The organism is Streptomyces sp. NPDC030021, assembly GCF_055574035.1.
The window spans coordinates 214,475-241,317 of record NZ_JBVIAH010000011.1; the positions used below are offsets into that span (position 1 = coordinate 214,475).

Sequence of the window (26,843 nt, forward strand, 5' to 3'; positions counted from 1 at the left end):
GCCGGGGTCGGGACCTCGGTCGGGGCCTCGGCCGGAGCTCCGGTCAGGGGCGGGTGTTCCAGCCCGCGATCACCGGGAGGCCGTGCTCCGTGGAGAGCACGCTGACGGTGCCCGTGCGCAGCAGGAACAGCCGGCCGTGCTCGGGCTCCAGTCGCAGGTAGCGGGCGGTGAGGACGCGCAGGAAGTGGCCGTGGGCGACGAGCACCACGTTGCCGCCGTCCGCGCGGAGCACGGGGGCGACGCGGGCCAGGGCCCGGTCGGCGCGGGCGCCCACCTGGGCGGCGCTCTCGCCGGGGTGCTCGGCGTCGCCGGGCGGAACGCCGTGGGTCCACAGGGACCAGTCCGGGGTGCTCTTCCGGATCTCCGCGGTGGTGATTCCCTCGTAGCCGCCGTAGTCCCATTCGTAGAGGTCGGGGTCGGCCTGCCCGCCGGTTAGCCCGGCGAGCTCGGCGGTGGCGACGGCCCGGCGCAGCGGGCTGGTCAGGACCAGGGCCGGCCGCCGGTCCCGGAAGTAGGGGGCCAGCGAGATGGCCTCCTCGACCCCGCGCGCGGTCAGCGGAAGGTCGGTGCGTCCCGTGTGGCGCCCGTTCGCGCTCCAGGCGGTCTCGCCGTGCCTCACCAGCAACAGGTCACTCATCCTTCGGACCCTATGCCTCCGGCATGTCGGCGCCGGAGCATCCGGGCGGGCGTGTCACTGTCGGGCGTCATGGACGAGGACCGGGAGGCCGGGCGGACGGCCGGTTCGCCGCCGCTCCCGCCGCACATGCCCGCGCTGATGGTCGTACTGACCGGGGTGACCGGGATCGTGGAGGCGGCGAGCCTGCTGGCGCTCGGGCCGGCCTTCACGGCGATGCAGACGGGCAACGTGCTGTTCCTGGCCTTCGGCGCGGCGGGGGCGGGGAGACTGGAGACGCTCGCTCCCGGGATCTCCCTGGCCGCGTTCGTCGTCGGGGTGGTCTGCGGGTCGCATCTGGAGTCCGTGACCGAGATCCGCGGCAGGCGCTGGTTCGTCATCGGCCTCATCGCCGAGGCGGGGCTCATCCTGACCGCCGCGGGGATCGGCTGGGGGCTGGCTCCGCAGTACGGATCCCCGGCCCCGCGGCATCTGGCGGCGACGGCGGTGCTGGCCCTGGCGATGGGGCTGCGCAACACCACGATCATGCGGGCGAACGTGCCGGGCGTACCGACGACGCTGGTCACCCGGTCCATGACCGCCTTCCTGGGTGCTTCGGCCATGGGACGGGAGAACGCGTACGGGTTCGGGACGGCCGGCTGGAGGCTGCGCGGCATTTCGGTCCTGGCCATGTTCGCCGGCGGGTTCCTCGGGGCGCTGCTGCTGCGGGCCGGATGGACCGTGGGCTGGCTGCTGCTGCCGGCCGCCGTGACGGTGCTGGTCGTGGGCCTCCTGTACCGGAGCCAGCCCGGGCTGCACACCGACCAGGCCCCTGGCCGGGAACGATCGGGGTGAACGGGGCCATTGGTACAGTCGTGGCGTGGCAGTGGACGAGCTCGACACCAGAATCCTGCGTCTGCTGATCGAGCAGCCGCGCACCAGTGTCCGCGAGTACGCCCGGATCCTCGGCGTGGCGCGCGGCACCCTGCAGGCACGGCTGGACCGGCTGGAGCGCACGGGCGTGATCACGGGAACCGGGCCGGTGCTCTCCCCCGCCGCACTGGGCCATCCGGTGCTGGCCTTCGTGCACATCGAGGTCACCCAGGGACATCTGGACGACGTGGGTGACGCGCTCGCCGCCGTGCCCGAGATCATCGAGGCGTTCTCGATCACCGGCGGCGGGGACCTGCTGACCCGTGTGGCGGCCCGCGACAACGGGCACCTGGAGGACGTGATCCAGCGGCTGATCCAGCTCCCGGGCGTGGTCCGCACACGTACGGAGGTGGCGCTGCGCGAGCGGGTGCCGCACCGGCTGCTGCCGCTGGTCGAATCCGTGGGCAGAAATGCCAACAAAACCTGACAGGATTACCGAGACAGGACACGACCGGCAGGACGGGCCCCACGGATGATCACCGTCATATTCGATCTCGACGGCACCCTCGTGGACAGCGAGCCGAACTACTACGAGTCTGGGCGCCGCACCCTGGAACGGCACGGGGTCCCCGATTTCACGTGGGATCAGCACTCCCGCTTCATCGGCATCGGCACGCTGGAGACCCTGGAGATCCTGCGGGAGCGGTACGGGATCCGGGCACCGGTCGAGCAGCTGCTCGCCGAGCAGAACGCCGCCTACCTGGAGCTGGCCCGCACCCGGACCGAGGTCTTCCCGCAGATGCGGAAGCTGGTCGAGCGGCTGCGCACCGAGGGCGCGGCGATGGCGGTGGCCTCCGGCTCCTCGCTGGAGGCGATCGACGCGGTGCTGTCGGGCACCGGGCTGGACGCACTGCTGACGACGGTGGTTTCCGCCGAGGAGGTCGCGCACGGCAAGCCCGCTCCGGACGTGTTCCTGGAGGCGGCACGCCGGCTGGGCGCCGAGCCCGCCGACTGCGTGGTCGTCGAGGACGCGGCGCCCGGGGCGCGGGCCGCCCACGCCGCGGGCATGGCCTGCGTGGCGGTCCCTTACACCCCGGACATCGCAGGGGATCCGGCCTTCGCCTCCGCCGGGCTCCTCTTCCCGGGCGGCCATCCGGAGTTCAGCGCGGACGCGGCGTACGACTGGCTGGCCGCACGCCGGACCGCGTAGCTCCTCCGGGTGGGTGGATCCGCTCGCGGGTGGTGTCGCACGGGCCCGGCGGGCGGATCTCAGGTTTCGGGACGGGCCAGGCGGCCGAGCAGGGCCACCGCGTCGGCGATGGGCACCGGCCGGAAGAACTGCGCGTCGGCCTGCTCGACGGCGGCGATCGCCCGTGGGGCCAGTTCGGCGCCGGCGTCGGTGACGCGCAGCCGTTTGGCGCGGGTGTCGGCCGGGTCGACCTCACGCTCGACGAGCCCTTTGTGTTCCAGGGTGCGCAGGACCTGGGAGGTCATCTTGACGTCGGTACCGGCCTGGCGGGCGACGGCCAGCTGATTGGGGTGCTCGCCCTGGCCGTTGAGCCACCAGGTGCAGGCGAGCAGCACGAACTGCACGTGGGTGAGGTCGAGCGGGGCCAGGGCCGCGGCGATGTCGCGCTGCCACCGCAAGGTGGCGTGCCACAGCAGGAATCCGGGACTCTCCCCGGGGCTGAGGGGCATCAGCGAAGGGCCAGCTCGGCCAGCGAAGCCATCGTGTCGGGCCAGTCGGCGGTGATGCCCGGGCCGATCTGCGGACCGACCTCGTCGGCGCCGCCGCCGGTGATCTCCATCCGGTACACCACCCGGATCCGGTCCTGGCCGATCGGGTCGATCCGGTGGACGGTTTGCAGCAGCAGGTCACCGAAGCGCGCCTCGTCGACGAACCGTTCGCCTTCGACGGCTTCCGCGATGCGCAGGAGGATCGGGTCGTCCCCGGGCGGCGTCATCGTGATCTCCGTACCGGCCGCGAACGGGCCGCTGATCTCGATCTTCTCGATACCGGGGTTCCAGGCGCCCCAGTTCTCCACGTCCGCCCAGAGCCGCCAGACCGCCTCGGGGGTGGCGCCGGTCTCGATGCTGTGCTCGTACTCCCACATGGGTGGTCTCCCTGGCTAGATCGTCTATCCGTAGATTATCTTCGCGCAGACTATTCGTCAACGGCGCAGGCCCGGACCCGGCTGACGAGACCGCCCGGCCGAGGAGACCTGTCCGCTCTCTGGCGGCCTGCGGGAGCGGCTGTCACCATGCCTGCGTGACCGCGACCCTGACCCCGGGCAGCCGGAGCGGCGGACCGCGCCGATGGCCGCTGCTCGGCAATCTGCCCGCCTTCGCCCGCGATCCCCTGGCCTTCTTCGAGTCCCTGCGCGACGGTTACGGGGACTGGGTGCCCTGGGCGCTCGGCCCGCAGCGCAACATCCTGGTCTCCCGGCCCGAGCACGCCGGCGAACTGCTCGGGGCCGTCGAGTCCACCTTCCGGCCGACGGAACTGGGCTGGGCCTTCCGCCAGTTGCTGGGCAACGGGGTGGTCGTCGCCACCGGGGACGACTGGCGCCGCAAGCGGGCGCTGGTGCAGCCCGCCGTCCGGCCGCGCCAGGTGCGCTCGTACGCCGCCACGATGGTGGAGTGCGCGGACGCCCTGGCGGGCGAGTGGCGGACGGGCCAACGGATCGACGTGCACCGGGAGATGGCCGGGCTCACCCAGCGGATCGCGGTGCGCACGCTGTTCGGGAGCGACGCCGCCGGCCGGGAGGCGCCCATCAGCGCGGCCATGGCCACCGCCCAGCGGGAACTGGGGGCGGAGTTCCGCGGGCTGACGCTGTTCCTGCCGCCCTGGGTCCGCACTCCCGGCCGGCGCCGGATGCGGGAGGCCGTGGCGGTGCTCGACCGGGAGATCGAGCACGTCATACGGGAGCACGAGGCGGCGTCGAGCGCCGGCGCGGAACGGGACGACCTGCTGAGCCGACTGCTCGCGGCCCGCGACGAAACCGGGGGGCCGCTCTCCCGCAAGGAGCTGCGGGACGAGTCGATCACCCTCTACATCGGCGGCCACGAGACCACCTCGACCACTCTGACCTGGGCCTGGCAACTCCTGTCGGGGGCGCCGGAGGCGAGGGCCCGCCTGACGGAGGAACTGGACCGGGTGCTCGGCGGACGGCTGCCGGCCTACGACGACTACCCACGGCTGCCCTGGACCCGGCAGGTGGTCAAGGAGGCCCTGCGCATCTATCCACCGATCTGGCTGATCTCGGCGGTGGCCACGGAGGGGGCGACGCTGGGCGGGCGCGCGGTACCGGCCGGGACCTCGGTATGGACCAGTCCCTGGTCGATGCACCGCGACGCCCGGTGGTTCCCGGACCCGGAGGCCTTCCGCCCCGAGCGGTGGGACGCGGACGCCCCGCATCCGGTGCCCGAACACGCCTGGTTCCCCTTCGGCGGCGGCCCGCGGGCCTGCCTGGGAGCACGGTTCGCACTGGTGGAGGCCGCGCTCGTACTCGCCGTGCTGGCACAGCGGTTCCACCTGGACAGCGGGAGCGAACGGGCCGGGGTCTTCCCGGGGCTCACCCTGCAGCCGACCGGTCCGGTCCTGGCGACCCTGCGCCGTACCGGCAGCGGCACCGACACGGGGAGCGGCACGGACGAGGCGAAGGCCCGTTGAGTCACCGGGTTCCCTGGGGCTCCGCCCCAGCCCCCGCTCCTCAAACGCCGGAGGGGCTGAACCATGTTTTCGAGACGGCAGGTCCAGTGGGCGAGACGCCATTGACCCCGCCCCGGCCGGCTGGCTAGGTTTCGCCGCATGTTGCGTTCAGCCATGCTCACCACGCGCGGTCACATCGACCTGCTGCGGGTGGCCTCCGCCGCGTGTCGCCGCGGCTGCTGACGCCCTTTTCCTGATCTGTCACGAGCGCTCCGCGCTCTTCTCCGGCGTGCCCGCACACCTCTGAACCCCTCCCCCGCCCGGCCCCGTCCGGCCGTGCCGGTGCGAGGGCGGTCGGTGTGCGCGCTGCCGCCCGCCTCGCCGCCCTCCTTTCGTGGAGCCTCCATGAGCACCAGCATCAGCCATGCCCCGCCGGACCTGTCGCCCGCGCCGACATCCGCACGGCCCGCCGCCCCCGAGCTCGTGGCCGTCGTGGCGGCCTCCGCACGGCGTCGTCCCGTACCCCGCTGGATCCGCCGGACCGCGGGCCCGCTGCTGCTGCTCGCGCTGTGGCAACTGGCCAGCACGCTGGGGTGGTTGCCGGCCGACACGCTCGCTCCGCCGTCGACCATCGCGTCCGCCGGGGCGGATCTGATCGGGGACGGGACGCTGCCCGGGGCGATGGCCGTGTCCCTGCAGCGCGTCGCGACCGGGCTGGTGATCGGCGGTACGGCGGGCACGGTGCTCGCGCTGCTGTCCGGGTTGTCGCGGCTCGGCGAGGACCTGATCGACGCGAGCGTGCAGATGCTCCGCACGGTGCCCTGGGTGGGTCTCATCCCGCTGTTCATCATCTGGATGGGCATCGGCGAGGCGCCGAAGGTCGCCCTGATCGCGCTCGGGACCGCCTTCCACCTGTACCTGAACGTGTACGCGGGGATCCGCGGGGTGGACGAGCAACTGATCGAGGCGGGCGGGGCGCTGGGGCTCGGGCGGTGGGGTCTGGTGCGGCACGTCGTACTGCCCGGCGCGCTCCCCGGCTTCATGACCGGCCTGCGGTACTCGCTCGCGACCGCCTGGCTGGCCCTGGTCTTCGGGGAGTCCATCAACGCCGACGCCGGGATCGGCTTCCTGATGAACCAGGCGCGCGAGTTCTTCCGTACCGACGTGATCGTCGTCTGCCTCGTCGTCTACGCCTTCCTCGGCCTGACCGCCGACCTCGTCGTCCGTACTCTCGAAAGGCTGCTGCTGCAATGGCGACCGACGTTCACGGGGCAGTAGCCACCGCCGCCGCTGCCGTCGAGGTCACCGGGCTGACCCGGTCCTTCGACGGGCGGGCCGTCATCGACGGGCTCGATCTGACCCTGCGCGCCGGGGAGTTCACCGTCCTCCTCGGGCGCAGCGGCTGCGGCAAGTCCACCCTGCTGCGGATCCTGGCGGGCCTGGACCGGGAGATCGAGGGCGAGGTACTCGTACCGGAGCGGCGGGCGGTGGCCTTCCAGGCGCCGCGGCTGATGCCCTGGAAGCGGGTCTGGCGCAACGTCCTGCTCGGGCTGCCGGGCCGGCCCGAGCGTGAGCGCGCCGAGCGGGCACTGGCCGAGGTCGGACTGGAGCACCGTACGGACGCCTGGCCCAAGACGCTGTCCGGCGGCGAGGCCCAGCGCGCCTCGCTGGCCCGGGCGCTGGTGCGCGAACCGGATCTGCTGCTGCTGGACGAGCCGTTCGGCGCCCTGGACGCGCTGACCCGGATCAAGGCCCAGGAGCTGGTGGCCCGGCTGTGGCAGCGGCGCGGCTGCGCGGTGCTGCTGGTGACGCACGACGTCGACGAGGCGGTGCTGCTGGCCGACCGGATCCTGGTGATGAGCGAGGGGCGGATCGCCCACGACACCCGGGTACCGCTGGAGCGGCCGCGCACGGTCGGCGACCCGGGATTCGCGGCGCTCCGCACCCGGCTGCTCGCCGAACTCGGCGTCTTCTGAAGACCTTTCACCCCGTCAAGAGAACGAAGAGATACGACATGAGACGCCATTCCCTGCCCCTGCTCGCCACCCTGATCCCGCTGTCCCTGGCCCTGACCGCCTGCGGCGGCAGCTCCGCCGCCGACAGCGGCGCAGCGACCGCCGAGGGTGGCGCCGGGAGCGGTGCCAAGGTCACGCTCAGCGTCGGGGACCAGAAGGGCGGCTACGAGTCGCTGCTGAAGGCCGCCGGGGAGCTGGAGAACCTCGACTACACCATCAAGTGGTCCACCTTCACCTCCGGTCCGCCGCTGCTGGAGGCCGTCAACGCCAAGGCCGTGGACATCGGCGGCGTGGGCAACACCCCGCCCGTGTTCGCCGCGGCCGCCAAGTCGAAGATCACCGTGGTGGCCGCCACGCACGGCTCCTCGGCGGGCGAGGCGATCCTCGTGCCGAAGGGGTCCGCACTCCAGTCCGCCGGCGGCCTGCGCGGCAAGAAGATCGCCGTGGCACAGGGCAGTTCGGCCCACTTCCAGCTCATCGCGAGCCTGGAACAGGCCGGCCTGGGGCCCACCGATGTGACGGTCAACTTCCTCCAGCCCGCCGACGCGCTGGCCGCCTTCAACAGCGGCTCGGTCGACGCGTGGGCGGTGTGGGACCCGTACACCTCCCAGGTGCTGCGCACCGGAGCCCGGGTCCTGACCTCCGGCGAGGGGCTCGTCAACGGGCTCGGCTTCCAGGTCGCAGCGCCGGCCGCCCTGGAGGACGCGGGCAGGAGCAAGGCGATCGGCGACTACCTGAAGCGGCTGCAGCGCGCCCAGGACTGGGTGTTCAAGCACCCGGAGGAGTGGGCGAAGGTCTGGGCGAAGGAGACGGGGCTGCCGTACGAGGTCGCCCTCGACGCGGTCCGGCGCAGCAACGGCACCCGGGTGCCGGTCGCCGTCGACGACGCGGCCGTGGTCTCCGAGCAGAAGATCGCCGACACCTTCACCGAGCTGAAGCTGATCCCGGGCAAGGTCGTCTTCAAGGACTTCGTCGACCCCCGTTTCAACGGCGACCTGCCGCCGTCCACCACCGCCCCGCGTACGTACGGGAAGGACTCCTGATGACCGTCCGCCTGCACTGGTTCCTGCCCACCGGCGGCGACGGCCGCACCCTGGTCGACCGGCACGCCTACGCGCACGACACGGCCGCGCCCGGAGTGCGCGAGCCCGACGTCGAGTACCTCGCGCAGATCGCCAAGGCGGCCGAACGCCTCGGCTTCGAGGCGGTGCTGACCCCGACGGGCACCTGGTGCGAGGACGCCTGGCTGACGACGGTGGCGCTCTCGCAGCACACGGAGCGGCTGAAGTTCCTGGTGGCCTTCCGGCCCGGGGTGATCTCGCCGACGCTCGCCGCCCAGATGGCCGCGACCTACCAGCGGATCACCCGCGGCCGGCTGCTGCTCAATGTGGTGACGGGCGGCGACTCGGCCGAGCAGCGGCGGTTCGGCGACCACCTGGACCACGACCGCCGATACGAGCGCACCGCCGAGTTCCTGTCGGTCGTACGCGGCGCCTGGCGCGGGGAACCGTACGACTTCCAGGGCGAGCACTACCGGATCGACGGCGGGCTCACCGCGCTGCCGCCGGACCCGCTGCCGGAGATCTTCTTCGGCGGGTCCTCGGCGGCGGCCGGGCCGGTCGCGGCCGAGCACGCCGATGTGTACCTGACCTGGGGCGAGCCGCCGCAACAGGTGAAGGAGAAGATCGACTGGATCCGCTCGCTGGCGGAGGAGCGGGGGCGGACGGTGCGGTTCGGCATCCGGCTTCACACCATCTCGCGCGACTCGGCGAAGGAGGCCTGGGGCGCGGCGGACCGGCTGCTCGGGGAGCTGTCGGACGCGGACATCGCCCGCGCGCAGTCCCTGCTGGGCACGAGCGAGTCGGTGGGTCAGTAGCGGATGCTGGCCCTGCACAGCGGCCGCCGGGACGGGCTGGAGATCTCGCCGAACCTGTGGGCGGGGGTCGGGCTGGTCCGCGGCGGCGCCGGTACGGCCCTGGTCGGCAGTCACGGCGACGTGGCGGACCGGATCGAGGAGTACCACGCGCTCGGGATCGAGAACTTCGTCCTGTCGGGCTACCCGCACCTGGAGGAGGCGTACTGGTTCGGCGAGGGGGTGACCCCGGAGCTGGCCTCGCGCGGCCTGCTGGCGCCGTAGCCCGGGAAGATCCGGCGCCCGCCGCAAGTTGGCAGAACCGTGAACGACATGATGCGGGGCGTGGACGTACCGGTGGACGTGCCGGCCGACGTGGACGTGGTGGCCGACGTGGACGTGGTGGCCGACGTGGACGTGGTGGTCATAGGCGCCGGGCAGGCCGGCCTGTCCAGCGCCTACCACCTGACGCGGGCGGGGCTCGACCACGTGGTCCTCGACCATGCGCCCCGCCCCGGGGGCGCCTGGCAGTTCCGCTGGCCCTCGCTCACCTACGGCAAGGTCCACGGCATGCACGCCCTGCCCGGCATGGAGCTGACGGGCGCCGACCCGCTGCGGCCGTCGTCGCAGGTCATCGGGGAGTACTTCGCCGCCTACGAGGACCGCTTCGACCTGCGCGTACGCCGACCCGTGGACGTGTCCGCCGTACGCGAGGGAGACGCGGGGCGGCTGCGCGTGGAGACCTCGGCCGGCATCTGGTCGGCCCGGGCCCTGGTCAACGCCACCGGCACCTGGGACCGGCCGTTCTGGCCGCGCTACCCGGGCCAGGAGACCTTCCGCGGCCGGCAGCTGCACACCGCGAACTATCCGGGGCCGCAGGAGTTCGCGGGGGCGCGGGTGATCGTCGTCGGCGGCGGCACCTCGGCGGTGCAGCACCTGCTGGAGATCGCCGAGGTGGCGGCGGGGACCACCTGGGTGACCCGGCGGCCCCCGGTCTTCCGCGACGGGAGCTTCGGCGAGGCCGAGGGCCGGGCCGCGGTGGCCTCGGTGGACGAGCGCGTGCGCCGGGGACTGCCGCCGCAGAGCGTGGTCAGCGTGACGGGGCTCCCGCTGAACGACGCCGTCCGGGCCGGTCTGGCCTCGGGCGTGCTGGCCCGGCGGCCCGTTTTCGACCGGATCACCCCCACGGGCGCCGTCTGGGCCGACGGAAGCCACGTGGACGCGGACGTCATCCTGTGGGCCACCGGATTCCGGGCGGCCGTCGACCACCTCGCCCCGCTGCGTCTGCGCGAGCCGGGCGGAGGCATCCGGGTCGAGGGGACCCGGGCCGTCCGTGACGAGCGGGTCCACCTGGTGGGCTACGGCCCGTCGGCGTCGACCATCGGCGCCAACCGCGCGGGCGGTGCCGCGGTCCGCGAGATCCGCCGGCTCCTGACCCGCGAACGGGCCGGAGCCCCGGTCCTCGTCCCGGCCCCCGCGGCCTGAGCCCGTCGGCGGCCCTCAGCCGGCCTGGGCCTCCGGTTCCTCGAAGGGGATGATCCGGTCCGGGGTGCCACCGGCCGCTCGCGCCTCACGGGTCGGGTACACCCAGCCCGACCCGTCCCGCACGGCCAGAACGGGATCGGTCCAGCTCTCGGTGGCCTCCGGGACGAGGATGCGCGTGGTGCCCCGCTCCGCGTCGTGGATCAGGAGCGAGACGATGTCGCTCTCCATGGCCATTTCACGGTTCGCCCCCTCGGTCCACACTTTCGGCAGGCCGCCGATCGTAGAACCGCTGCCGGGGGCGGCGCGCTTCATTTCCCGGCGGGACCGGCCTGACCTGTGCGGGAGCCGGCGCCCGCGCGGATCCGGTTGAACTCCGCGACGTGCTTCCTGTGTTCCTCGTACGTCGCCGAGAAGCGTGTGTCCCCCGGCTTGACGGTGACGAAGAACAGCCAGTCGCCGGGCGTCGGGGCGACGGCGGCCGCCATCGCCTCCAGTCCCGGGCTGTCGATCGGCGTGGGTGGCAGTCCCTGGCGTGCGTAGGTGTTGAAGGGACTGTCGATCCGGGTGTCGCCCAGTTTGGTGTCCACGGTTCTGCGGTTCAGCGCGTAGTCGATGGTGGAGTCCATCTGGAGCGGCATCGACTTCGCCAGCCGGTTGTGCACCACCCGTGCGACCTTGCCCATGTCGGAGCGGCCCTCGGCCTCCGCCTCGATGATGCTGGCCAGGGTGGCCGTCTGGTACGGGGTCATCCCGTGGGCCTTGCCGCCGTCGGCGACGGCCTGGGTGGCGAGCTTCTGGTTCGCCGTCCGCACCATGTGCGTGAGGAGGGTGGCCGGGGTGGACATCGAGGTCACCGGGTACGTCGCCGGGAAGAGGTAGCCCTCCGGATTGCCCTTGGCCTCCGCGGGCAAAGCCAGCCCGGCGGTGGCCACCGCCGCCTTCGTGGAGCCCGGCGGGAGCTTCAGCTCGCGGTCGACCGCGGCGTACACCTGCGGGGCCCGCCAGCCCTCGGGGATGAGCAGCCGGCGTGGCGTCTCCGGCACGTCGCCACCGCGCAGTATCGGGATCAGGGCTGCCGCACCGAGGGCGAACAGTGTGCCGAGGAAGAGCGCCAGCCGGCCCCGGCGAGTCAGCCGGGAACGGCGCTGCGGCGGCCGGTACTCATGGCGCATGCGGGAACGCTAACCCGCGATTCGTAGTATTTCCGGCACCCGACCCGTGTGCCGGTCGCACGGTCACACATTTACCGGAGCCAGCTGGACGCCCTCGGGCGGTTCGGGCGCCGGCGCGGCGTCCCGGTCCCGGCGGACCAGGGCCGCGTACCGGCCGTCCGCCTTCAGCAGCTCCTCGTGGGTGCCGCGCTCGGCGATGCGCCCGGAGTCCAGGACGACGATCTGGTCGGCGTCGCGGACGGTGGAGAGGCGGTGCGCGATGGTAATGGTCGTGCGGCCCGCGGAGAGGTTGTCGATGGCCCGCTGGACGGCGTGCTCGGTGCGGGTGTCGAGGGCGCTGGTGGCCTCGTCGAGGATCAGCACCGGCGGGTCCCGCAGGATGGTGCGGGCGATGGCCAGACGCTGCTTCTCACCTCCGGAGAACCGGTAGCCGCGCTCGCCGACCAGGGTGTCGTACCCGTCGGGCAGGGAGGCGATGTGGTCGTGGATCTGAGCCGCGCGGGCCGCCTCGGCGATCTCCTCGTCGGTGGCGTCCGGCTTGGCGAAGCGCAGGTTGTCGGCGACCGAGGCGTGGAAGAGGTAGGTCTCCTGGGAGACCACGCCGATCGAGCGGGCCAGCGAGTCGAAGTCGAGGTCGCGCACGTCCACCCCGTCGAGGGCGACCCGTCCGCCGGTGACGTCGTAGAGCCGGGGCACCAGGTAGCTGAGCGTGCTCTTGCCGGAGCCGGTCGGGCCGACGACGGCCAGGGAGCCGCCGGCCGGAACGGTGATGTCGATCCCCGAGAGGGTCGGACCGTTCTTGGTGTCGTACGTGAAGTGCACGTCCTCCAGGGTGACCTCGCCCTTGGCCCGGTCCAGCCGCACGGCGTCCACGCGCTCGGTGATGTCCACCGGCAGGTCGAGGTACTCGAAGATGCGGGCGAACAGCGCCAGTGAGGTCTGCATCTGCACGCCGGTCGACAGCAGGCTCACGGCGGGCCGGAACAGGCCCTGCTGGAGCGTGACGAAGGCGACGAGGGTGCCGACGGAGAGCGAGGGGGCGCCCGTCTGGAGGGCTATGCCGGCCGCCCAGTAGATGAGGGCGGGCATCGCGGCCATGACGATGCCGATGGTGGACATCCGCCAGCGCCCGGCCATGCTGGAGCGCACCTCCAGGCCGACGAGCTTCTCGGACTCTGCCGAGAAGGCCGAGGTGAGGGACTCGGAGCGGCCCATGGTGCGGCCGAGCAGGATGCCGCTCACCGAGAGCGACTCGGTGACGGTCGCGGCCATGGCGGCCATCTGCTTCTGCCGCTTCGTGGTGATCTTCTTGCGCTCCCGGCCGACCCGCCGGCTGATCCACACGAAGACGGGGAGCAGGAGGAGCGAGACGAGGGTGAGCCGCCAGTCGAGCGCGAGCATGGCGACCACGGAGGCGATGACGGCCGTCAGGTTCGAGACGAGCGAGGTCGCGGTGGAGGTGACGGTGGCCTGCATACCGCCGATGTCGTTGGCGATGCGGGACTGCACCTCTCCGGTGCGGGTCCGGGTGAAGAAGGCCAGCGGCATCCGCTGGAGCTGCGCGTAGACGGCGGTGCGCAGGTCGTGCATGACGCGCTGGCCGACGGTGGTGGAGATCAGGGTCTGGAGCACGCCGAAGACGCTGGTGACGACGGCGGTGAGGATCATGCCGAGCGCGAGCAGGCTGAGCAGCCCGGTGCGGCCCTGCGGGATCGCGACGTCGAGTATCTCCCGGAGCATGAACGGCGAGGCGACGCCGACCAGCGAGGAGGCGCCGACCAGCAGGCCGACGACGGCGAGCCGGCCGCGGTAGGGCCGGAACAGTCCCACGATGCGTCGCAGCTCACGCGGCTGCTCCGCCGGGGCGGGACGGGCGGGGTCGATGGGGTCGTTCGATGGGGTCCACTTCGGTTCGTCGTGCGGCATGGGCACCCTCTCGGGGGTCAGGAGTCAGGGTCAGGGTCTTCGCGGCGTCCCCTTCGGCGAAGTCGGGGCCATTGGAGCATAGGTCATTGTTACCTATACTCACAATGAACGGCATCCTGATATCGTTCCCGCATGAGCTCCGCCTCCGACACCGCCTCTGCTTCGGCCTCCGCTTCGGCCTCTGACACCGATCGCCTCCTCGCCGAACAGCTCCTGCGCCTGACGCGCAGGCTGCACCGGATCCAGAAGCGCCACATGGTGCCGCTCGGGATCACTCCCGCCCAGAGTCGTTTGCTGCGCCTCGTCTCGCACTACGAGGGCGAGCAGGCACCCCGGATGGCGGATCTCGCCGCCCGCCTGGAAGTCGTGCCGCGCGCGGTGACCACCCTCGTGGACGGCCTGGAGGCGGCCGAGTGCGTACGGCGCGCGCCCGACCCCGCGAACCGCCGCGTCATACGGATCGAGCTCACCGACACCGGCCGCGCCACGCTGCGCCGCCTGCGCAACGCGCGAACCGACGCGGCGGAGGAGATCCTGGCTCCGTTGACCGCCGACCAGCGCGAAGTGCTCGGCGGTCTGCTGAACGCCCTGTCGGACGCCCCGGCGGAGCGCACCTGCTGACTAGGCCACCCGTGGCCTCGACGACGCGAGGGGTCGCAGATGCCGCTTCTGGAACCGAAGCCGGGGTCCCTGCGCCCCCGCAGCATCAGCGGCCCCGCCCCCGACCGGCTCCCCGGGCACCGGGCCGGCGGCACGCCTGGGCCGCTGCGCACCGAGCTGACCGAGCTGCTCGGCCCCGAGAAGGTGCTGTGGAAGGTCTCCGACCTGGTCCGCTACGCCTCCGACGCCTCCCCCTACCGCTTCGTGCCCCAGGTCGTGGTGATCGCCGAGGACATCGACGACGTCTCGGCGGTGCTCTCGTACGCGCACGGCCGGCAGCGCGAGGTCGTCTTCCGCGCCGCCGGGACCTCGCTCAACGGCCAGGCCCAGGGTGAGGACATCCTGGTCGACGTACGCCGCCACTGGGCCGGGATCGAGGTGCTGGAGGAGGGCCGGCGGGCCCGGATCCGGCCCGGCACCACGGTGGCCCGGGCCAACGCGGCCCTCGCCCGGCACGGCCGGATCCTCGGCCCCGACCCGGCCAGCGCCGTCGCCTGCACCCTCGGCGGGGTCGTCGCCAACAACGCGTCCGGCATGACGGCGGGCACCACCCGCAACTCCTACCGGACGCTCTCCTCCCTCACCTTCGTCCTGCCCGGCGGCACCGTCGTGGACACCGCCGACCCGCTGGCCGACGAGGAGCTCTCACGTGCCGAACCGGCCCTGTGCCACGGGCTGATGGAGATCAAGCGGGAGATCGAGGCCGATCCCGCGCTGGTCGCCCGGATCCGCGCCAAGTACGAGATCAAGAACACCACCGGCTACCGCCTCGACGCCTATCTGGACGGCACCACCCCCGTCGAGATCCTGCGGGGGCTCATGGTCGGCTCGGAGGGCACCCTCGGCTTCATCTCCGAGGTCGTCTTCGACACCCTCCCGCTGGAGCGCGAACTCTGCTCCGCCCTGCTGTTCTTCCGCTCGCTGCCCGAGGCGGCCGCGGCCGTGCCGCTCTTCAACGAGGCGGGCGCCGTCGCCGTCGAGCTGATGGACGGCAACACCCTGCGCGCCTGCGTCAGCGTCGCGGGCGTGCCCGCCGACTGGGCGGACCTGCCCCGGGAGACCACGGCCCTGCTCGTGGAGTTCCGGGCTCCGGACAAGGCCGGCCGGGACGCCTGCGCGCAGCGTGCCGCCGGCATCCTCGACGGCCTCGATCTGGTCGCCCCGGCGGCTTCGATCACGAATGCCTTCACCAGCGACCCGAAGACCGTGGGCGGCTACTGGCAGGCCCGCAGGGCCTTCGTCACCGCCGTCGGCGGAGCCCGCGCCCGGGGCACCACCTTGATCACCGAGGACTTCGCGGTGCCGCCGTCCCGGCTGGCCGAGGCCTGCCAGGCGCTCCTCGCGCTCCAGGCGGAGCACGGTTTCGACGCGGCCGTCGCCGGTCACGCGGCCCACGGCAACCTGCATTTCATGCTCGCCTTCGACGCCGCCGACCCCGCCGACGTCGAGCGGTACGGAGCCTTCATGGAGGCCTTCTGCCGGCTCACCGTGGAGCGGTTCGACGGTTCCCTGAAGGCCGAGCACTCCACGGGCCGCAACATGGCCCCCTTCCTGGAGCTGGAATGGGGCCCCGTGGCCACCGCCCTGATGTGGCGCACCAAGCGGCTCGTCGACCCGGAGGGGGTGCTCGCCCCGCGCATCCTCCTCGACCGCGACCCGCGGGCCCATCTGCGCGGCCTGAAGACCATTCCGCAGGTGGAGGCTGTGGCCGACCCCTGTATCGAGTGCGGATTCTGCGAACCGACCTGCCCCAGCGGGGACCTGACGACCACTCCGCGCCAGCGGATCGTGCTGCGGCGCGAGATGATGCGCCAGCAGCCCGGCTCCCCCGTGCTGGACGGCCTGCTCGCCGCCTACGGCTACGACGCGGTGGACACCTGCGCGGGCGACTCCACCTGCAAGCTCGCCTGCCCGGTGGGCATCGACACCGGGGCGCTGATGAAGGACTTCCGCCACCGCCGGCACGGCCCGCGCGAGGAGGCCGCCGCCGCGCTGGCCGCCCGGCGGTTCGGGGCCGCCGAGTCCGCCGCCCGGCTGGCGGTGGCCGCCGCCGGCCTGATCCCCTCCGGGGCCTGCGACCGGCTGCTGGGGGCGGTCACCGGGGCCGCGCGCAAGGCCGTACGCCCGGACCTGGTTCCGCAGTGGCCGGCGCGGATCCCCGGCGCCGCCGCCCGTAAGCTGCCGCCGACCCGGCGGGTGGGCGCCGCGGCCGTGTACTACCCGGCCTGCGTCAACCGGATCTTCGGCGGCCCGGAGGGCCGGCCCGGTCCCTCCCTGCCCCAGGCCGTGGTGGCCGTGTCGGAGCGGGCCGGGCGGCCCGTCTGGATCCCCGGCGACGTCGGCGGCACCTGCTGCGCGACGATCTGGCACTCCAAGGGCTACGAGGCCGGCACCCGGGTGATGGCCAACCGGATCGTCGAGGCGGCGTGGGGCTGGACGGCCGGCGGGCTGCTGCCGCTGGTCGTGGACGCCTCCTCCTGCACGCTGGGCATCGCGCGCGAGGTGGTCCCGTACCTGACGCCGGAGAACCGGGCCCTCCACGCGGAGCTGCGGATCCTCGACTCGATCGTGTGGGCCGCGGAGGAGCTGCTGCCGCGTCTGGAGGTCCGGCGCAGGGTGGGCTCTGCCGTGCTCCACCCCACCTGCTCGATGCGGCACTTGGGCGACGAGGACCGACTGCGGGCGGTCGCCGAGGCGTGCGCCGAGGAGGTGGTGGTCCCCGACGACGCGGGCTGCTGCGCCTTCGCGGGCGACCGGGGAATGCTGCACCCGGAACTGACGGCCTCGGCGACGGCGCGCGAGGCGGCGGAGGTCACCGCGCGGGCCTTCGACGCGCACCTGTCGGCGAACCGGATGTGCGAGGTGGGCATGGACCGGGCGACGGGGCGGAGCTACTATTCGGCGCTGCTCGAACTGGAGCACGCCACCCGCCCGTGAGCGCCGGGGCGTGCGACCCCCGTGACCAGGCGTCACGTCGTCGCCCGCAGCCGTAAACCTGCTGGCCGCAGCGCGCGTCCCACGTAAAATCGATTGCCCGGCGCCGGTCCTGAAGGCGAACCTTGCACGGTTTGAACCACTCGACCAGTCATGGGGCGTCATGCAGATCAGCGATCTTCCGTATCCGGATCCAGGGGTACCCGACGCTCGTTCCGGCCCCCGGTTCCTGCTGTGGCTGGGGCGCGGTCAGCTCGGCGGACAGCTCAAGAGCCTGTGCTGGGGGATGCTGCACTTCACCGGTGTCGCCGCGCTGCCGTACGCCGTCGGCTTCGGCGTCGACGCGGTCGTCGGCCGTGAGCCGAACGGACTGCTGCTCGTCGGCGTGCTCCTCCTGGTCATCGGGATCGCCATCTCGGTCGGCGACGCCATGCTCCACCGCACGGCCGTCACCAACTGGATCACCGCCGCGGCACGGGTGCAGCAGCTCCTGGCGCGCAAGACGGCCGAGCTGGGCTCCGCCCTCACCCGGCGGGTCGCCGCAGGTGAAGTGGTCTCGGTATCCACGGGCGACGTGGAGAAGATCGGATGGTTCGTCGAGGCGGTCTCGCGTTTCCTCGCGGCCGTCTTCTCCGTCGTCCTCGTCTGCATCGGGCTGCTGTTCTACTCCCCCGAACTCGGCGTGGTCGTGGCCATCGGCGTGCCGCTGATCGCCCTGGCCTCGCTGCCGCTGCTGCCGCGCGCCACCAAGCGCGCCGACATCCAGCGGGAGAAGGCGGGCAAGGCCACCGAGCTGGCCTCCGACACCGTCGCGGGCCTGCGCGTGCTGCGCGGCATCGGCGGTGAGGAGCTGTTCCTCGGCCGCTACCGCGAGGCCTCGCAGGAAGTCCGCAAGGCAGCCGTGCGCAGCGCCCGGATGTGGGCGCTGATCTCCGCGATCCAGGTGGTGCTCCCGGGCGCGCTGATGATCACGGTGGTCTGGTACGGCGCCACGCTCGTCTCGGACGGGCGCGTCGCGGTGGGTGAGCTCGTCGCCGCGTTCAGCGCGGTGGCGACCCTGCTCTACCCGCTGCGGCACTTCCAGGAGATCGCCATGGCGTACTCCTTCTCGCGTCCCTCCGCCCAGCGGGCCGCCCGGGTGCTGTCACTGGCCCGGACGGACGCCGCCGCCGCGCGTCCCCCGCGCACCGAGCCGGTGGAGGCACCGGCCGCGGGCGGGGACCTGTACGACCCGCGGACCGGGCTGCTGGCCCCCGCGGGGCGGTTCACCGCCGTCGTGTGCGGGGACCCGGACCTGGCCGGGCGGCTCGCCGAACGTCTGGGCGGTCATCCGACGGACGGGGATCCGGCGCCGGACACCGGGGCCGGTGCGGGGGCCGACGAGGGGGCCGGTTCCGGGGCCGACGCGGCCGGGGCGCCGTCCGTGCTCCTCGGCGGAGTCGCGCTGGACGAGCTCGAACTGGACACCGCGCGCACCCTGGTCCTCGTACAGGACAAGGATCCGGTCCTGCTCTCCGGGACCCTGCGGGAGCTGTTCGACGTACCGGCTTCGGGAGCGGTCGAGTCCGGTGCGGCGCTGGGCGCGGCCCAGTGCGCGGACGTCCTGGACGCACTGCTGCAGTCAGCGCCGGACGGGGTCGAGGACCCGATGGACGCCCGGATCACCGAGCGCGGCCGGTCCCTGTCGGGCGGCCAGCGCCAGCGGCTCGCCCTGGCGCGGTCCCTGGCCACCGACCCGGAGGTGCTCGTGCTCGACGAACCGACCTCCGCGGTCGACTCGCACACCGAGGCGCGGATCGCGGACGGGATCGCGGCCCTGCGCGCCGGGCGGACCACCGTGGTACTGGCGTCCTCGCCACTGCTGCTGGACCGCGCGGACCGGGTCGTGCTGATCGACGGCGGCACGGTGGCGGCCGTCGGTACCCACCGCGAGCTGCTCCAGCGCGAGCCGCGCTACCGGGCGGTCGTCACCCGCGAGACCGACGAGGAGCAGCGGCTCGGCGGGCTGGAACTGACAGAGCTGGAAGAAGCACTCACAGAGATCGAGGAATCCGCATGATCGGCGTGGCGCCGCCGGAGTACGATCCGGCGGCCCCCGAGTCGGCCGCGACCCTGCCCGTGGGCACGTCGGCGACCGTACGGGGCTATGTGCGCGGCCTGTTCCGGCGCCACCGGCGGGCCTTCGTGGCGCTGGTGGGCGTCAACGCGGCCGCCGTGATCGCCTCCATGGCCGGCCCGTACCTGCTGGGCCGGATCGTGGACGACCTCTCTGCGGGGGTGCGCGAGCTGCATCTGGGGCGTGTGGCGCTGCTGTTCGCGCTGGCGCTGGCGGTCCAGACGTTCTTCACCCGGCTGGTCCGGCTGCGCGGGGCGATGCTCGGCGAGGAGATGCTGGCCGATCTGCGCGAGGACTTCCTGGTGCGGTCGGTGGGTCTGCCGCCGGGCGTGCTGGAGCGGGCCGGTACCGGCGATCTGCTGTCGCGGATCACCACCGACATCGACCGGCTCGCGAACGCCATGCGCGAGGCCGTGCCGCAGCTGGCCATCGGTGTGGTGTGGGCGGGGCTGCTGTTCGGGGCGCTCGCCGTGACCGCGCCGCCGCTGGCGCTGGCCGCGCTGGTGGCGCTGCCGGTGCTGGTGATCGGCTGCCGCTGGTACTTCCGGCGGGCGCCGTCGGCGTACCGCTCGGAGGCGGCCGGCTACGCGGCGGTCTCGGCCGTGCTCACCGAGACGGTGGACGCGGGCCGCACGGTCGAGGCGCACCGCCTCGGGCCGGAGCGGATCGCGCTGTCGGAGCGGCGGATCTCGCAGTGGGTCGCGTGGGAGCGGTACACGCTCTTCCTTCGGACGGTCCTCTTCCCCGTCATCAATGTCACCTTCGTGACGATCCTCGGCTCGGTGCTGCTGATCGGCGGCTTCTGTGTGATGCGGGGCTGGATGTCGGTCGGGCAGCTGACCACGGGCGCGCTCCTGGCGCAGATGCTGGTCGATCCGATCGGTCTGATCCTGCGCTGGTACGACGAGTTGCAGGTCGCCCAGGTCTCGCTCGGCCGCCTGGTGGGTGTACGGGAGATCGAACCGGACGCCGGGGACGCGAAGGTGGCGCCCGAGGGCAGGGACGTGCGGGCCCAGGAGGTCCACTTCGGATACCGGGAGGGCGTGGACGTCCTGCACCAGGTGTCGATGTCCGTGCCGCCGGGCACCCGGATGGCGCTGGTCGGCCCCTCGGGGGCGGGCAAGTCCACCCTGGGACGGCTGCTCGCGGGCATTTACGCGCCCCGGACCGGCGAGGTCACCCTCGGCGGGGCGCGGCTGTCGCGGATGCCCGCGGAGCGGGTGCGCGAGCACGTGGCCCTGGTCAACCAGGAGCACCACGTGTTCGTGGGCACGCTGCGGGACAATCTCCTCCTCGCGCGGACGGGCGCCGGTGACACCGAGTTGTGGGCGGCGCTGGCGGCGGTGGACGCCGACGGCTGGGCGCGGGCCATGGAGGCCGGCCTGGACACCGAGGTCGGTTCCGGCAGCACGGCGCTGACCCCGGCGCAGGCGCAGCAGATCGCGCTCGCCCGGCTGGTGCTGGCCGACCCGCACACCCTGGTGCTGGACGAGGCGACCTCGCTGCTGGACCCGCGCGCGGCACGGCACTTGGAGCGCTCGCTGGCCCGGGTGCTGGACGGCCGTACGGTCATCGCCATCGCCCACCGGCTGCACACCGCGCACGACGCGGACGTGATCGCGGTGGTCGAGGGCGGCCGGATCAGCGAACTCGGCTCGCACGACGAGCTGGTCGCGGCCGACGGGGCGTACGCGGCCCTGTGGCGGTCCTGGCACGGCTGATCGGGGAGCGCGTGTCCGGGAGCCGGACGAAGGGCGGCGGGTGGGACCTGGTCCCACCCGCCGCCCTTCGTCGTCCGGTCCCTCTGTCTCCAGGATCCGGCCTGATCGACAAGACACCCCCTAAGGGGCGGCGGCCGGGCCGTGTGTCAGATGAAGCCGAGGGCCGAGGCGCCGCCGAAGCCGCCCAGCAGGATGAAGACCGGCATGAGGACCTTCAGCTCCACCCAGCTGCCGGCCCGGAATCGCATCGCCTTCGGCGGACCGATCGGGTACCAGCGCTTGCCGGCGATCGGCAGCGGCCACAGCACCGGGCAGCCGGAAACGGTGAGCGCGTCGCCGATGTCGTGGACCAGGGCCCCGAGGACGATCGGCAGGCCGAGCCAGAGGTACTCCTGGCCCGCTCCGGTGAACAGCCAGTTCGCGCCGTTGCCGGGCTGGTCGAGCACCCCGGCCAGGATCCACGCGCTGGTCGCGCCGAGCAGCCAGACCAGGACGTCGCTGGACATCCGGGCGGCCCGCCACAGCAGGCCTTCAACCGCCAGCACCAGGTGCACGAAGAGCAGGGCGAGCACACCCCAGCGGTCGGCGGTGACGGCGAGCAGGGAGGCCCCGCCGCCGATGAGGACGGCCCAGAGCCAGGTGTGCGTCAGGGTGCGGTGGCCGCCGGTGCGGCGGGCGTCCTTCTTGGAGCGGGTGCCCTTGTAGACGGCGTAGGAGATCTTGTCGACCACCTCGCACACGCCCTTGGAGAGCGGGCCGAAGGCGCGCGAGATCGTCGCCGACTTGTGATCGAGGTCGGGGGCGAGGGCCGCCCCGGCGCAGATCAGCGCGCCGACGACGAGGACCGGCCAGGGCATGGGGTGTCCGGCGGCCGCGGTGGCCGCACCCACCCCCAGCCAGGCCGCTGCCCCGGACAGTGAGTGCGCCGGACCCATCATGGTCGTTTCCCGCCCCGCTGGTGTGTGGTCGGGCCCGGTCGACTGTTTCGTTCGGGCCTCATCGACGGCACAGCGTACCGTCGGCGATCTTCGTTCCGTCCGCCGGTTCCCTGATCCGGGGGGAAGCCAGGCAAGATGGGGGGTGTGACCCTCATTGATCAGCTCCCGCCGAACGCCGACCCCGATGCCCTCTTCGAGGCTTTCTCCTCGTGGGCGGAGGACCAGGGCATCACCCTGTACCCGGCTCAGGAGGAGGCGCTGATCGAGGTCGTCTCCGGGGCGAACGTGATCCTGTCCACCCCGACCGGCTCCGGCAAGAGCCTGGTCGCGGCCGGCGCGCACTTCACCGCCCTGGCCCAGGACAAGGTGACCTTCTACACCGCCCCCATCAAGGCGCTGGTGTCGGAGAAGTTCTTCGACCTGTGCAAGCTCTTCGGCACCGAGAACGTCGGCATGCTCACCGGCGACGCCTCCGTGAACGCGGACGCCCCGGTGATCTGCTGCACCGCCGAGGTGCTGGCCTCCATCGCCCTGCGCGACGGCAAGCACGCGGACATCGGCCAGGTCGTGATGGACGAGTTCCACTTCTATGCCGAGCCGGACCGCGGCTGGGCCTGGCAGATCCCGCTGCTGGAGCTGCCGCAGGCACAGTTCATCCTGATGTCGGCGACGCTCGGCGACATGAAGCGGTTCGAGGAGGACCTGACCCGGCGCACCGGCCGGCCCACCTCGGTGGTCCGTTCCGCGACCCGGCCCGTCCCGCTCTCGTACGAGTACGTCACCACCCCGATCACCGACACGATCACCGAGCTGCTGGAGACCCGGCAGGCTCCCGTGTACATCGTGCACTTCACCCAGGCCCAGGCGGTCGAGCGGGCGCAGTCGCTCATGAGCATCAACATGTGCACGCGCGAGGAGAAGGACAAGATCGCCGATCTCATCGGCAACTTCCGCTTCACCACCAAGTTCGGCCAGAACCTCTCCCGCTACGTCCGGCACGGCATCGGTGTGCACCACGCCGGCATGCTGCCCAAGTACCGCCGCCTCGTGGAGAAGCTCGCGCAGGCCGGTCTGCTGAAGGTCATCTGCGGAACGGACACCCTCGGCGTCGGCGTCAACGTCCCGATCCGCACGGTGCTGTTCACCGCGCTCACCAAGTACGACGGCAACCGTGTCCGCACCCTGCGCGCCCGGGAGTTCCACCAGATCGCGGGGCGCGCGGGCCGGGCCGGCTTCGACACCGCGGGCTATGTCGTCGCGCAGGCCCCCGAGCACGTCATCGAGAACGAGAAGGCGCTCGCGAAGGCGGGCGACGATCCGAAGAAGCGCCGCAAGGTGGTGCGCAAGAAGGCTCCCGAGGGCTTCGTCGCCTGGTCGGACATCACGTTCGAGAAGCTGATCTCCGCCGACCCGGAGGCGCTGACCTCGCGCTTCAAGGTCACCAACATCATGCTGCTGTCGGTCATCGCCCGGCCGGGCGACGCCTTCCAGGCGATGCGTCACCTGCTGGAGGACAACCACGAGCCCCGCAAGGCCCAGCTGCGGCACATCCGCCGGGCCATCGCGATCTACCGCTCGCTGCTGGACGGCGGTGTGGTCGAGAAGCTCGACACCCCGGACGCGGAGGGCCGCACCATCCGGCTCACCGTCGACCTCCAGCAGGACTTCGCGCTCAACCAGCCGCTGTCCACCTTCGCCCTGGCCTCCTTCGACCTGCTGGACCCGGAGTCCCCCTCCTACGCGCTGGACATGGTCTCCGTCGTGGAGTCCACGCTGGACGACCCGCGGCAGATCCTCGCCGCCCAGCAGAACAAGGAACGCGGCATCCAGGTGGGCCAGATGAAGGCCGACGGGATCGAGTACGAGGAGCGGATGGAGCGGCTCCAGGACGTCACCTATCCCAAGCCGCTCGAAGAGCTGCTCTCGCACGCCTACGACGTGTATGCCAAGAGCCACCCGTGGGTGCGCGACCACCCGGTCTCCCCGAAGTCGATCATCCGCGACATGTACGAGCGCGCGATGACCTTCACCGAGTTCACCTCCTTCTACGAGCTGGCCCGCACCGAGGGCATCGTGCTGCGCTACCTGGCCAGCGCCTTCAAGGCGCTGGACCACACCATCCCCGACGACCTCAAGTCCGAGGACCTCCAGGACCTGATCGCCTGGCTCGGCGAGCTGGTCCGCCAGGTCGACTCCAGCCTGCTGGACGAGTGGGAGCAGCTGGCGAACCCGGAGGTGGAGACGGCGGAGCAGGCCCAGGAGAAGGCCGACCAGGTCAAGCCGGTCACCGCGAACTCGCGCGCCTTCCGCGTTCTGGTCCGCAACGCCATGTTCCGCCGGGTGGAGCTGGCCGCCCTCGACCACGTCAACGTGCTGGGCGAGCTGGACTCCGAGTCCGGCTGGGACGCGGATGCCTGGGGCGAGGCCCTGGACGGGTACTGGGACGAGTACGACGACCTGGGCACCGGACCCGACGCCCGCGGCCCGAAGCTCCTGCAGATCGAGGAGGACCCCGCGCACGGCCTGTGGCGCGTCCGCCAGACCTTCGCGGACCCCAACGGGGACCATGGCTGGGGCATCAGCGCCGAGGTCGACCTGGCCGCCTCCGACGAGGAGGGCCGGGCCGTCATCCGGGTCACCTCGGTCGGCGAGCTCGGAGTGCTCTGACCGTCCGCCGTATCCCGCCGTACCCGCCCGCCCCACCGGACCCGCCGGACCCGACCGTGGAGATCCTCTGATGACGAACCCCGCCGAGAGACTGGTCGATCTGCTCGATCTGGAGCAGATCGAGGTCAACATCTTCCGCGGCGCCAGCCCGCAGGAGTCCCTCCAGCGGGTCTTCGGCGGGCAGGTCGCCGGCCAGGCGCTGGTGGCCGCGGGGCGCACCGTGGAGAGCGACCGTCCGGTCCACTCGCTGCACGCGTACTTCCTGCGCCCCGGCATCCCCGGGGTGCCGATCGTGTACCAGGTGGAACGGGTGCGCGACGGGCGGTCCTTCACCACGCGCCGGGTCACCGCGGTCCAGCAGGGCAAGACCATCTTCAATCTCACCGCCTCCTTCCATCATCCGGAGGAGGGCGGCATCGAGCACCAGCTGCCTCCTCACCACGTCCCTCATCCGGACACGCTCCCCAAGGTCGCGGACGAGATCCGCGAGCACCTGGGGGCGCTGCCGGAGGCGCTGGAGCGGATGGCCCGCCGCCAGCCCTTCGACATCCGGTACGTCAACCGGCTCCGCTGGACTCCCGAGGAGCTCAAGGGATCCGATCCCCGCAGCGCGGTGTGGATGCGCGCGGTCGGTCCGCTGGGCGACGACCCTCTCATCCACACCTGCGCCCTCACCTACGCAAGTGACATGACCCTCCTCGACGCCGTGCGCATCCCGGTGGAACCCCTGTGGGGCATGCGCGGTTTCGACATGGCCTCGCTGGACCACGCCATGTGGTTCCACCGGCCCTTCCGGGCGGACGAGTGGTTCCTGTACGACCAGGAGTCGCCCATCGCGCACGGTGGCCGGGGCCTGGCCCGGGGCCGCATCTACGACGTGGAGGGCAGGCTGCTGGTCTCCGTGGTCCAGGAGGGCCTCTTCCGTCCGTACCCCGCCAAGCCGTCCGAGCCCGCCCCGGAGAACTGAGCACACCCATGCCCACCCCTGCCGTCCCCTGCCCCTGCGGGCTGCCCGCCGCCTACCCGGAGTGCTGCGGTCCCTTCCACTCCGGTGCTCGCTCGGCACCCACCGCCGAGCGGCTGATGCGCTCCCGGTTCAGCGCCTTCGCCGTCGGCGACACCGCCTACCTGCTGCGCTCCTGGCACCCCGCCACCCGTCCGGACCGCCTCGACCTGGATCCCGAACAGCGCTGGGAGCGGCTGGAGATCCTCGCCACCGAGCGCGGCGGGATGTTCGAGACGGAGGGCTCGGTGGAGTTCCGCGCCCACTACCGCGAGGGCCGGCACACCGGCTCGCTGCACGAGCACAGCAGCTTCTCCCGCGAGGCCGGGGCCTGGGTCTACGTCGGCCCCCTCTCCCCCGTCGACTTCGACTGACCCCGCGCCCCTGCCAGGGCGAAGTCCAGGCTGGTGCGGTACCAGTGGACCTCGTCCGGCGGGCCGGCTGTCAGCAGCCCCGTCGCCACCGCGGCCGCCGCCGGAACCTGCGGGTGCCCGTACGGCGGGGGCGGACCGAGGGCGGCCAGGACGATCCGCTCCGCCGGGTCGGGCACTGCCTCCAGCAGCTCACCCTCGGGAAGTACGGAAGCCAGTACGGCGGCGCGCTCCCACGGGTCTGCGGTTCGTCTCAGCAGCAGCCCGACATGCCGCCCGCGCCACTTGCGCGGACGCAGATCCGCCTTGGCCGCCATCAGCTCCCGGTCCGCCGGGGGCGCGATCCCGCGCAGCATTCCCGGCTCCCGCACGGCGAAGCTCCGTAGCTCCGCGGTCAGATAGAGCCACACCACGGCCCGGTACCGGTTGATCCGGTAGCCGACCGGGGTCACGTGCCCGCAGCGCGCGAGCCGCGTGAACCGGCTCGGGCCGACCCCCACCACCCCGGCCGCGGCCTGCGCCCCGGCCACCGTCTCGACCCGCTGGCGCAGCGCGTCCGGCGGGCCCGCCACCGACCTGACCCGGTCCAGCTCGGCCCGTGCGTAGCGCGCGGCCCCGGCCAGCGTGCGCGGCCCGACCCGCACGATCCCCAGCTGGACGGCCCTGGCGAACTCGCTTCGGCTCAGCCCCAGTTCCCCCGCGGCCTGCACGCCGCCCACCAACACGTCCGCAGCGCCGCCGGCCACAGCCCCGCCAGCCACATCACCACCGGTCACATCGCCACCGGTCACATCGTCCCGAAGTGCGGTCCCCATCTGCGTCATCACGGTCCTCCCCCACGAGCA

The 26,843-nt window shown here is 72.5% G+C and carries 24 protein-coding genes and 1 pseudogene; 17 read left to right on the forward strand and 8 right to left on the reverse strand.

Going from position 1 to position 26,843, the window contains the following annotated elements:
- Positions 1 to 43 precede the first annotated feature (43 nt).
- Positions 44 to 637, reverse strand: a complete 594-nt coding sequence (locus tag ACZ4YL_RS22935; RefSeq protein ID WP_468118887.1) for a histidine phosphatase family protein — start codon at positions 635 to 637, stop codon at positions 44 to 46.
- Between the two features lie 51 nt (positions 638 to 688).
- Here ACZ4YL_RS22935 and ACZ4YL_RS22940 point away from each other — a divergent pair, with 51 nt between their 5' ends.
- Genes ACZ4YL_RS22940 through ACZ4YL_RS22950 form a run of 3 tightly spaced genes read left to right on the forward strand, consistent with a single transcriptional unit; the run spans position 689 to position 2,696 of the window.
- Complete coding sequence (locus ACZ4YL_RS22940) at positions 689 to 1,468, forward strand: YoaK family protein (protein ID WP_468118889.1); 780 nt, start codon at positions 689 to 691, stop codon at positions 1,466 to 1,468.
- Between the two features lie 25 nt (positions 1,469 to 1,493).
- On the forward strand, positions 1,494 to 1,973 hold the full coding sequence (locus tag ACZ4YL_RS22945; protein WP_266599738.1) for an Lrp/AsnC family transcriptional regulator: 480 nt from the start codon (positions 1,494 to 1,496) through the stop codon (positions 1,971 to 1,973).
- A 45-nt stretch (positions 1,974 to 2,018) separates the two neighbouring features.
- Positions 2,019 to 2,696: an HAD family hydrolase gene (locus tag ACZ4YL_RS22950; RefSeq protein WP_468118891.1), complete on the forward strand. Its 678-nt coding sequence runs from the start codon at positions 2,019 to 2,021 to the stop codon at positions 2,694 to 2,696.
- Between the two features lie 59 nt (positions 2,697 to 2,755).
- Here the strand turns inward: ACZ4YL_RS22950 and ACZ4YL_RS22955 are convergent, their stop codons facing one another.
- A complete protein-coding gene (locus ACZ4YL_RS22955; protein WP_468118892.1) occupies positions 2,756 to 3,184 on the reverse strand; it encodes a MarR family winged helix-turn-helix transcriptional regulator in 429 nt (142 codons plus the stop codon).
- Positions 3,184 to 3,600 carry an SRPBCC family protein gene (locus ACZ4YL_RS22960; protein ID WP_468118894.1) on the reverse strand — a complete coding sequence of 139 codons (417 nt, stop codon included), beginning with the start codon at positions 3,598 to 3,600 and terminating at the stop codon, positions 3,184 to 3,186. Before ACZ4YL_RS22960 ends, ACZ4YL_RS22955 begins: the two co-directional genes overlap by 1 nt.
- Before the next feature lie 155 nt (positions 3,601 to 3,755).
- On the opposite strand from ACZ4YL_RS22960, the gene ACZ4YL_RS22965 reads away from it, so the two are divergent.
- The 7 genes and pseudogenes from ACZ4YL_RS22965 (at position 3,756) to ACZ4YL_RS22995 (ending at position 10,490) form a co-directional block, all read left to right on the forward strand.
- On the forward strand, positions 3,756 to 5,159 hold the full coding sequence (locus tag ACZ4YL_RS22965; RefSeq protein ID WP_468118895.1) for a cytochrome P450: 1,404 nt from the start codon (positions 3,756 to 3,758) through the stop codon (positions 5,157 to 5,159).
- Positions 5,160 to 5,312: 153 nt separating this feature from the next.
- The gene (locus tag ACZ4YL_RS22970) at positions 5,313 to 5,381 is read left to right on the forward strand and encodes a putative leader peptide (protein WP_351286961.1); all 69 of its coding nucleotides are present in this window, start codon (positions 5,313 to 5,315) and stop codon (positions 5,379 to 5,381) included.
- A gap of 162 nt (positions 5,382 to 5,543) precedes the next feature.
- Positions 5,544 to 6,416 carry an ABC transporter permease gene (locus tag ACZ4YL_RS22975; protein ID WP_468118897.1) on the forward strand — a complete coding sequence of 291 codons (873 nt, stop codon included), beginning with the start codon at positions 5,544 to 5,546 and terminating at the stop codon, positions 6,414 to 6,416.
- On the forward strand, positions 6,389 to 7,114 hold the full coding sequence (locus tag ACZ4YL_RS22980; RefSeq protein WP_468118898.1) for an ABC transporter ATP-binding protein: 726 nt from the start codon (positions 6,389 to 6,391) through the stop codon (positions 7,112 to 7,114). The genes ACZ4YL_RS22975 and ACZ4YL_RS22980 overlap by 28 nt, the downstream gene beginning before the upstream one ends.
- A gap of 38 nt (positions 7,115 to 7,152) precedes the next feature.
- The gene (locus ACZ4YL_RS22985; RefSeq protein ID WP_468118899.1) at positions 7,153 to 8,196 is read left to right on the forward strand and encodes an ABC transporter substrate-binding protein; all 1,044 of its coding nucleotides are present in this window, start codon (positions 7,153 to 7,155) and stop codon (positions 8,194 to 8,196) included.
- Positions 8,196 to 9,290 (forward strand): annotated as a pseudogene (locus ACZ4YL_RS22990) (LLM class flavin-dependent oxidoreductase). Before ACZ4YL_RS22985 ends, ACZ4YL_RS22990 begins: the two are co-directional and overlap by 1 nt.
- Before the next feature lie 126 nt (positions 9,291 to 9,416).
- Entirely contained in the window at positions 9,417 to 10,490 is a 1,074-nt protein-coding gene (locus ACZ4YL_RS22995; RefSeq protein WP_468118968.1) for an FAD-dependent oxidoreductase, read from the forward strand.
- 15 nt (positions 10,491 to 10,505) lie between these two features.
- Here the strand turns inward: ACZ4YL_RS22995 and ACZ4YL_RS23000 are convergent, their stop codons facing one another.
- The 3 genes from ACZ4YL_RS23000 to ACZ4YL_RS23010 all read right to left on the reverse strand — a co-directional run bounded on the left by ACZ4YL_RS23000 (position 10,506) and on the right by ACZ4YL_RS23010 (position 13,588).
- Positions 10,506 to 10,724, reverse strand: a complete 219-nt coding sequence (locus ACZ4YL_RS23000; RefSeq protein WP_468118901.1) for a hypothetical protein — start codon at positions 10,722 to 10,724, stop codon at positions 10,506 to 10,508.
- Positions 10,725 to 10,798: 74 nt separating this feature from the next.
- Positions 10,799 to 11,662: an endolytic transglycosylase MltG gene (mltG, locus tag ACZ4YL_RS23005; RefSeq protein WP_468118903.1), complete on the reverse strand. Its 864-nt coding sequence runs from the start codon at positions 11,660 to 11,662 to the stop codon at positions 10,799 to 10,801.
- A gap of 63 nt (positions 11,663 to 11,725) precedes the next feature.
- Entirely contained in the window at positions 11,726 to 13,588 is a 1,863-nt protein-coding gene (locus ACZ4YL_RS23010) for an ABC transporter ATP-binding protein (RefSeq protein WP_468118905.1), read from the reverse strand.
- Positions 13,589 to 13,720: 132 nt separating this feature from the next.
- Here ACZ4YL_RS23010 and ACZ4YL_RS23015 point away from each other — a divergent pair, with 132 nt between their 5' ends.
- The 4 genes from ACZ4YL_RS23015 (at position 13,721) to ACZ4YL_RS23030 (ending at position 21,019) form a co-directional block, all read left to right on the forward strand.
- Positions 13,721 to 14,209, forward strand: coding sequence for a MarR family winged helix-turn-helix transcriptional regulator (locus ACZ4YL_RS23015; RefSeq protein ID WP_382548351.1), 489 nt, complete (start codon positions 13,721 to 13,723; stop codon positions 14,207 to 14,209).
- Between the two features lie 39 nt (positions 14,210 to 14,248).
- Positions 14,249 to 17,185 (forward strand): FAD-binding and (Fe-S)-binding domain-containing protein, encoded by a 2,937-nt coding sequence (locus ACZ4YL_RS23020; protein ID WP_468118907.1) that lies wholly within the window; start codon positions 14,249 to 14,251, stop codon positions 17,183 to 17,185.
- 160 nt (positions 17,186 to 17,345) lie between these two features.
- The gene (locus ACZ4YL_RS23025; protein WP_468118909.1) at positions 17,346 to 19,241 is read left to right on the forward strand and encodes an ABC transporter ATP-binding protein; all 1,896 of its coding nucleotides are present in this window, start codon (positions 17,346 to 17,348) and stop codon (positions 19,239 to 19,241) included.
- Positions 19,238 to 21,019 carry an ABC transporter ATP-binding protein gene (locus tag ACZ4YL_RS23030; protein ID WP_468118911.1) on the forward strand — a complete coding sequence of 594 codons (1,782 nt, stop codon included), beginning with the start codon at positions 19,238 to 19,240 and terminating at the stop codon, positions 21,017 to 21,019. The genes ACZ4YL_RS23025 and ACZ4YL_RS23030 overlap by 4 nt, the downstream gene beginning before the upstream one ends.
- A 146-nt stretch (positions 21,020 to 21,165) precedes the next feature.
- Here ACZ4YL_RS23030 and ACZ4YL_RS23035 read toward each other — a convergent pair whose 3' ends face one another.
- The gene (locus ACZ4YL_RS23035) at positions 21,166 to 21,957 is read right to left on the reverse strand and encodes a metal-dependent hydrolase (RefSeq protein ID WP_030009149.1); all 792 of its coding nucleotides are present in this window, start codon (positions 21,955 to 21,957) and stop codon (positions 21,166 to 21,168) included.
- Between the two features lie 144 nt (positions 21,958 to 22,101).
- On the opposite strand from ACZ4YL_RS23035, the gene ACZ4YL_RS23040 reads away from it, so the two are divergent.
- The 3 genes from ACZ4YL_RS23040 to ACZ4YL_RS23050 all read left to right on the forward strand — a co-directional run bounded on the left by ACZ4YL_RS23040 (position 22,102) and on the right by ACZ4YL_RS23050 (position 26,001).
- On the forward strand, positions 22,102 to 24,624 hold the full coding sequence (locus tag ACZ4YL_RS23040) for a DEAD/DEAH box helicase (protein ID WP_468118913.1): 2,523 nt from the start codon (positions 22,102 to 22,104) through the stop codon (positions 24,622 to 24,624).
- Positions 24,625 to 24,694: 70 nt separating this feature from the next.
- Positions 24,695 to 25,591 carry an acyl-CoA thioesterase gene (locus tag ACZ4YL_RS23045; protein WP_150256098.1) on the forward strand — a complete coding sequence of 299 codons (897 nt, stop codon included), beginning with the start codon at positions 24,695 to 24,697 and terminating at the stop codon, positions 25,589 to 25,591.
- Positions 25,592 to 25,599: 8 nt separating this feature from the next.
- On the forward strand, positions 25,600 to 26,001 hold the full coding sequence (locus ACZ4YL_RS23050) for a YchJ family protein (protein WP_468118915.1): 402 nt from the start codon (positions 25,600 to 25,602) through the stop codon (positions 25,999 to 26,001).
- Here the strand turns inward: ACZ4YL_RS23050 and ACZ4YL_RS23055 are convergent.
- Positions 25,965 to 26,822: a DUF6397 family protein gene (locus tag ACZ4YL_RS23055; protein ID WP_468118917.1), complete on the reverse strand. Its 858-nt coding sequence runs from the start codon at positions 26,820 to 26,822 to the stop codon at positions 25,965 to 25,967. The two genes, ACZ4YL_RS23050 and ACZ4YL_RS23055, sit on opposite strands and share 37 nt — an antisense overlap.
- Positions 26,823 to 26,843 lie beyond the last annotated feature (21 nt).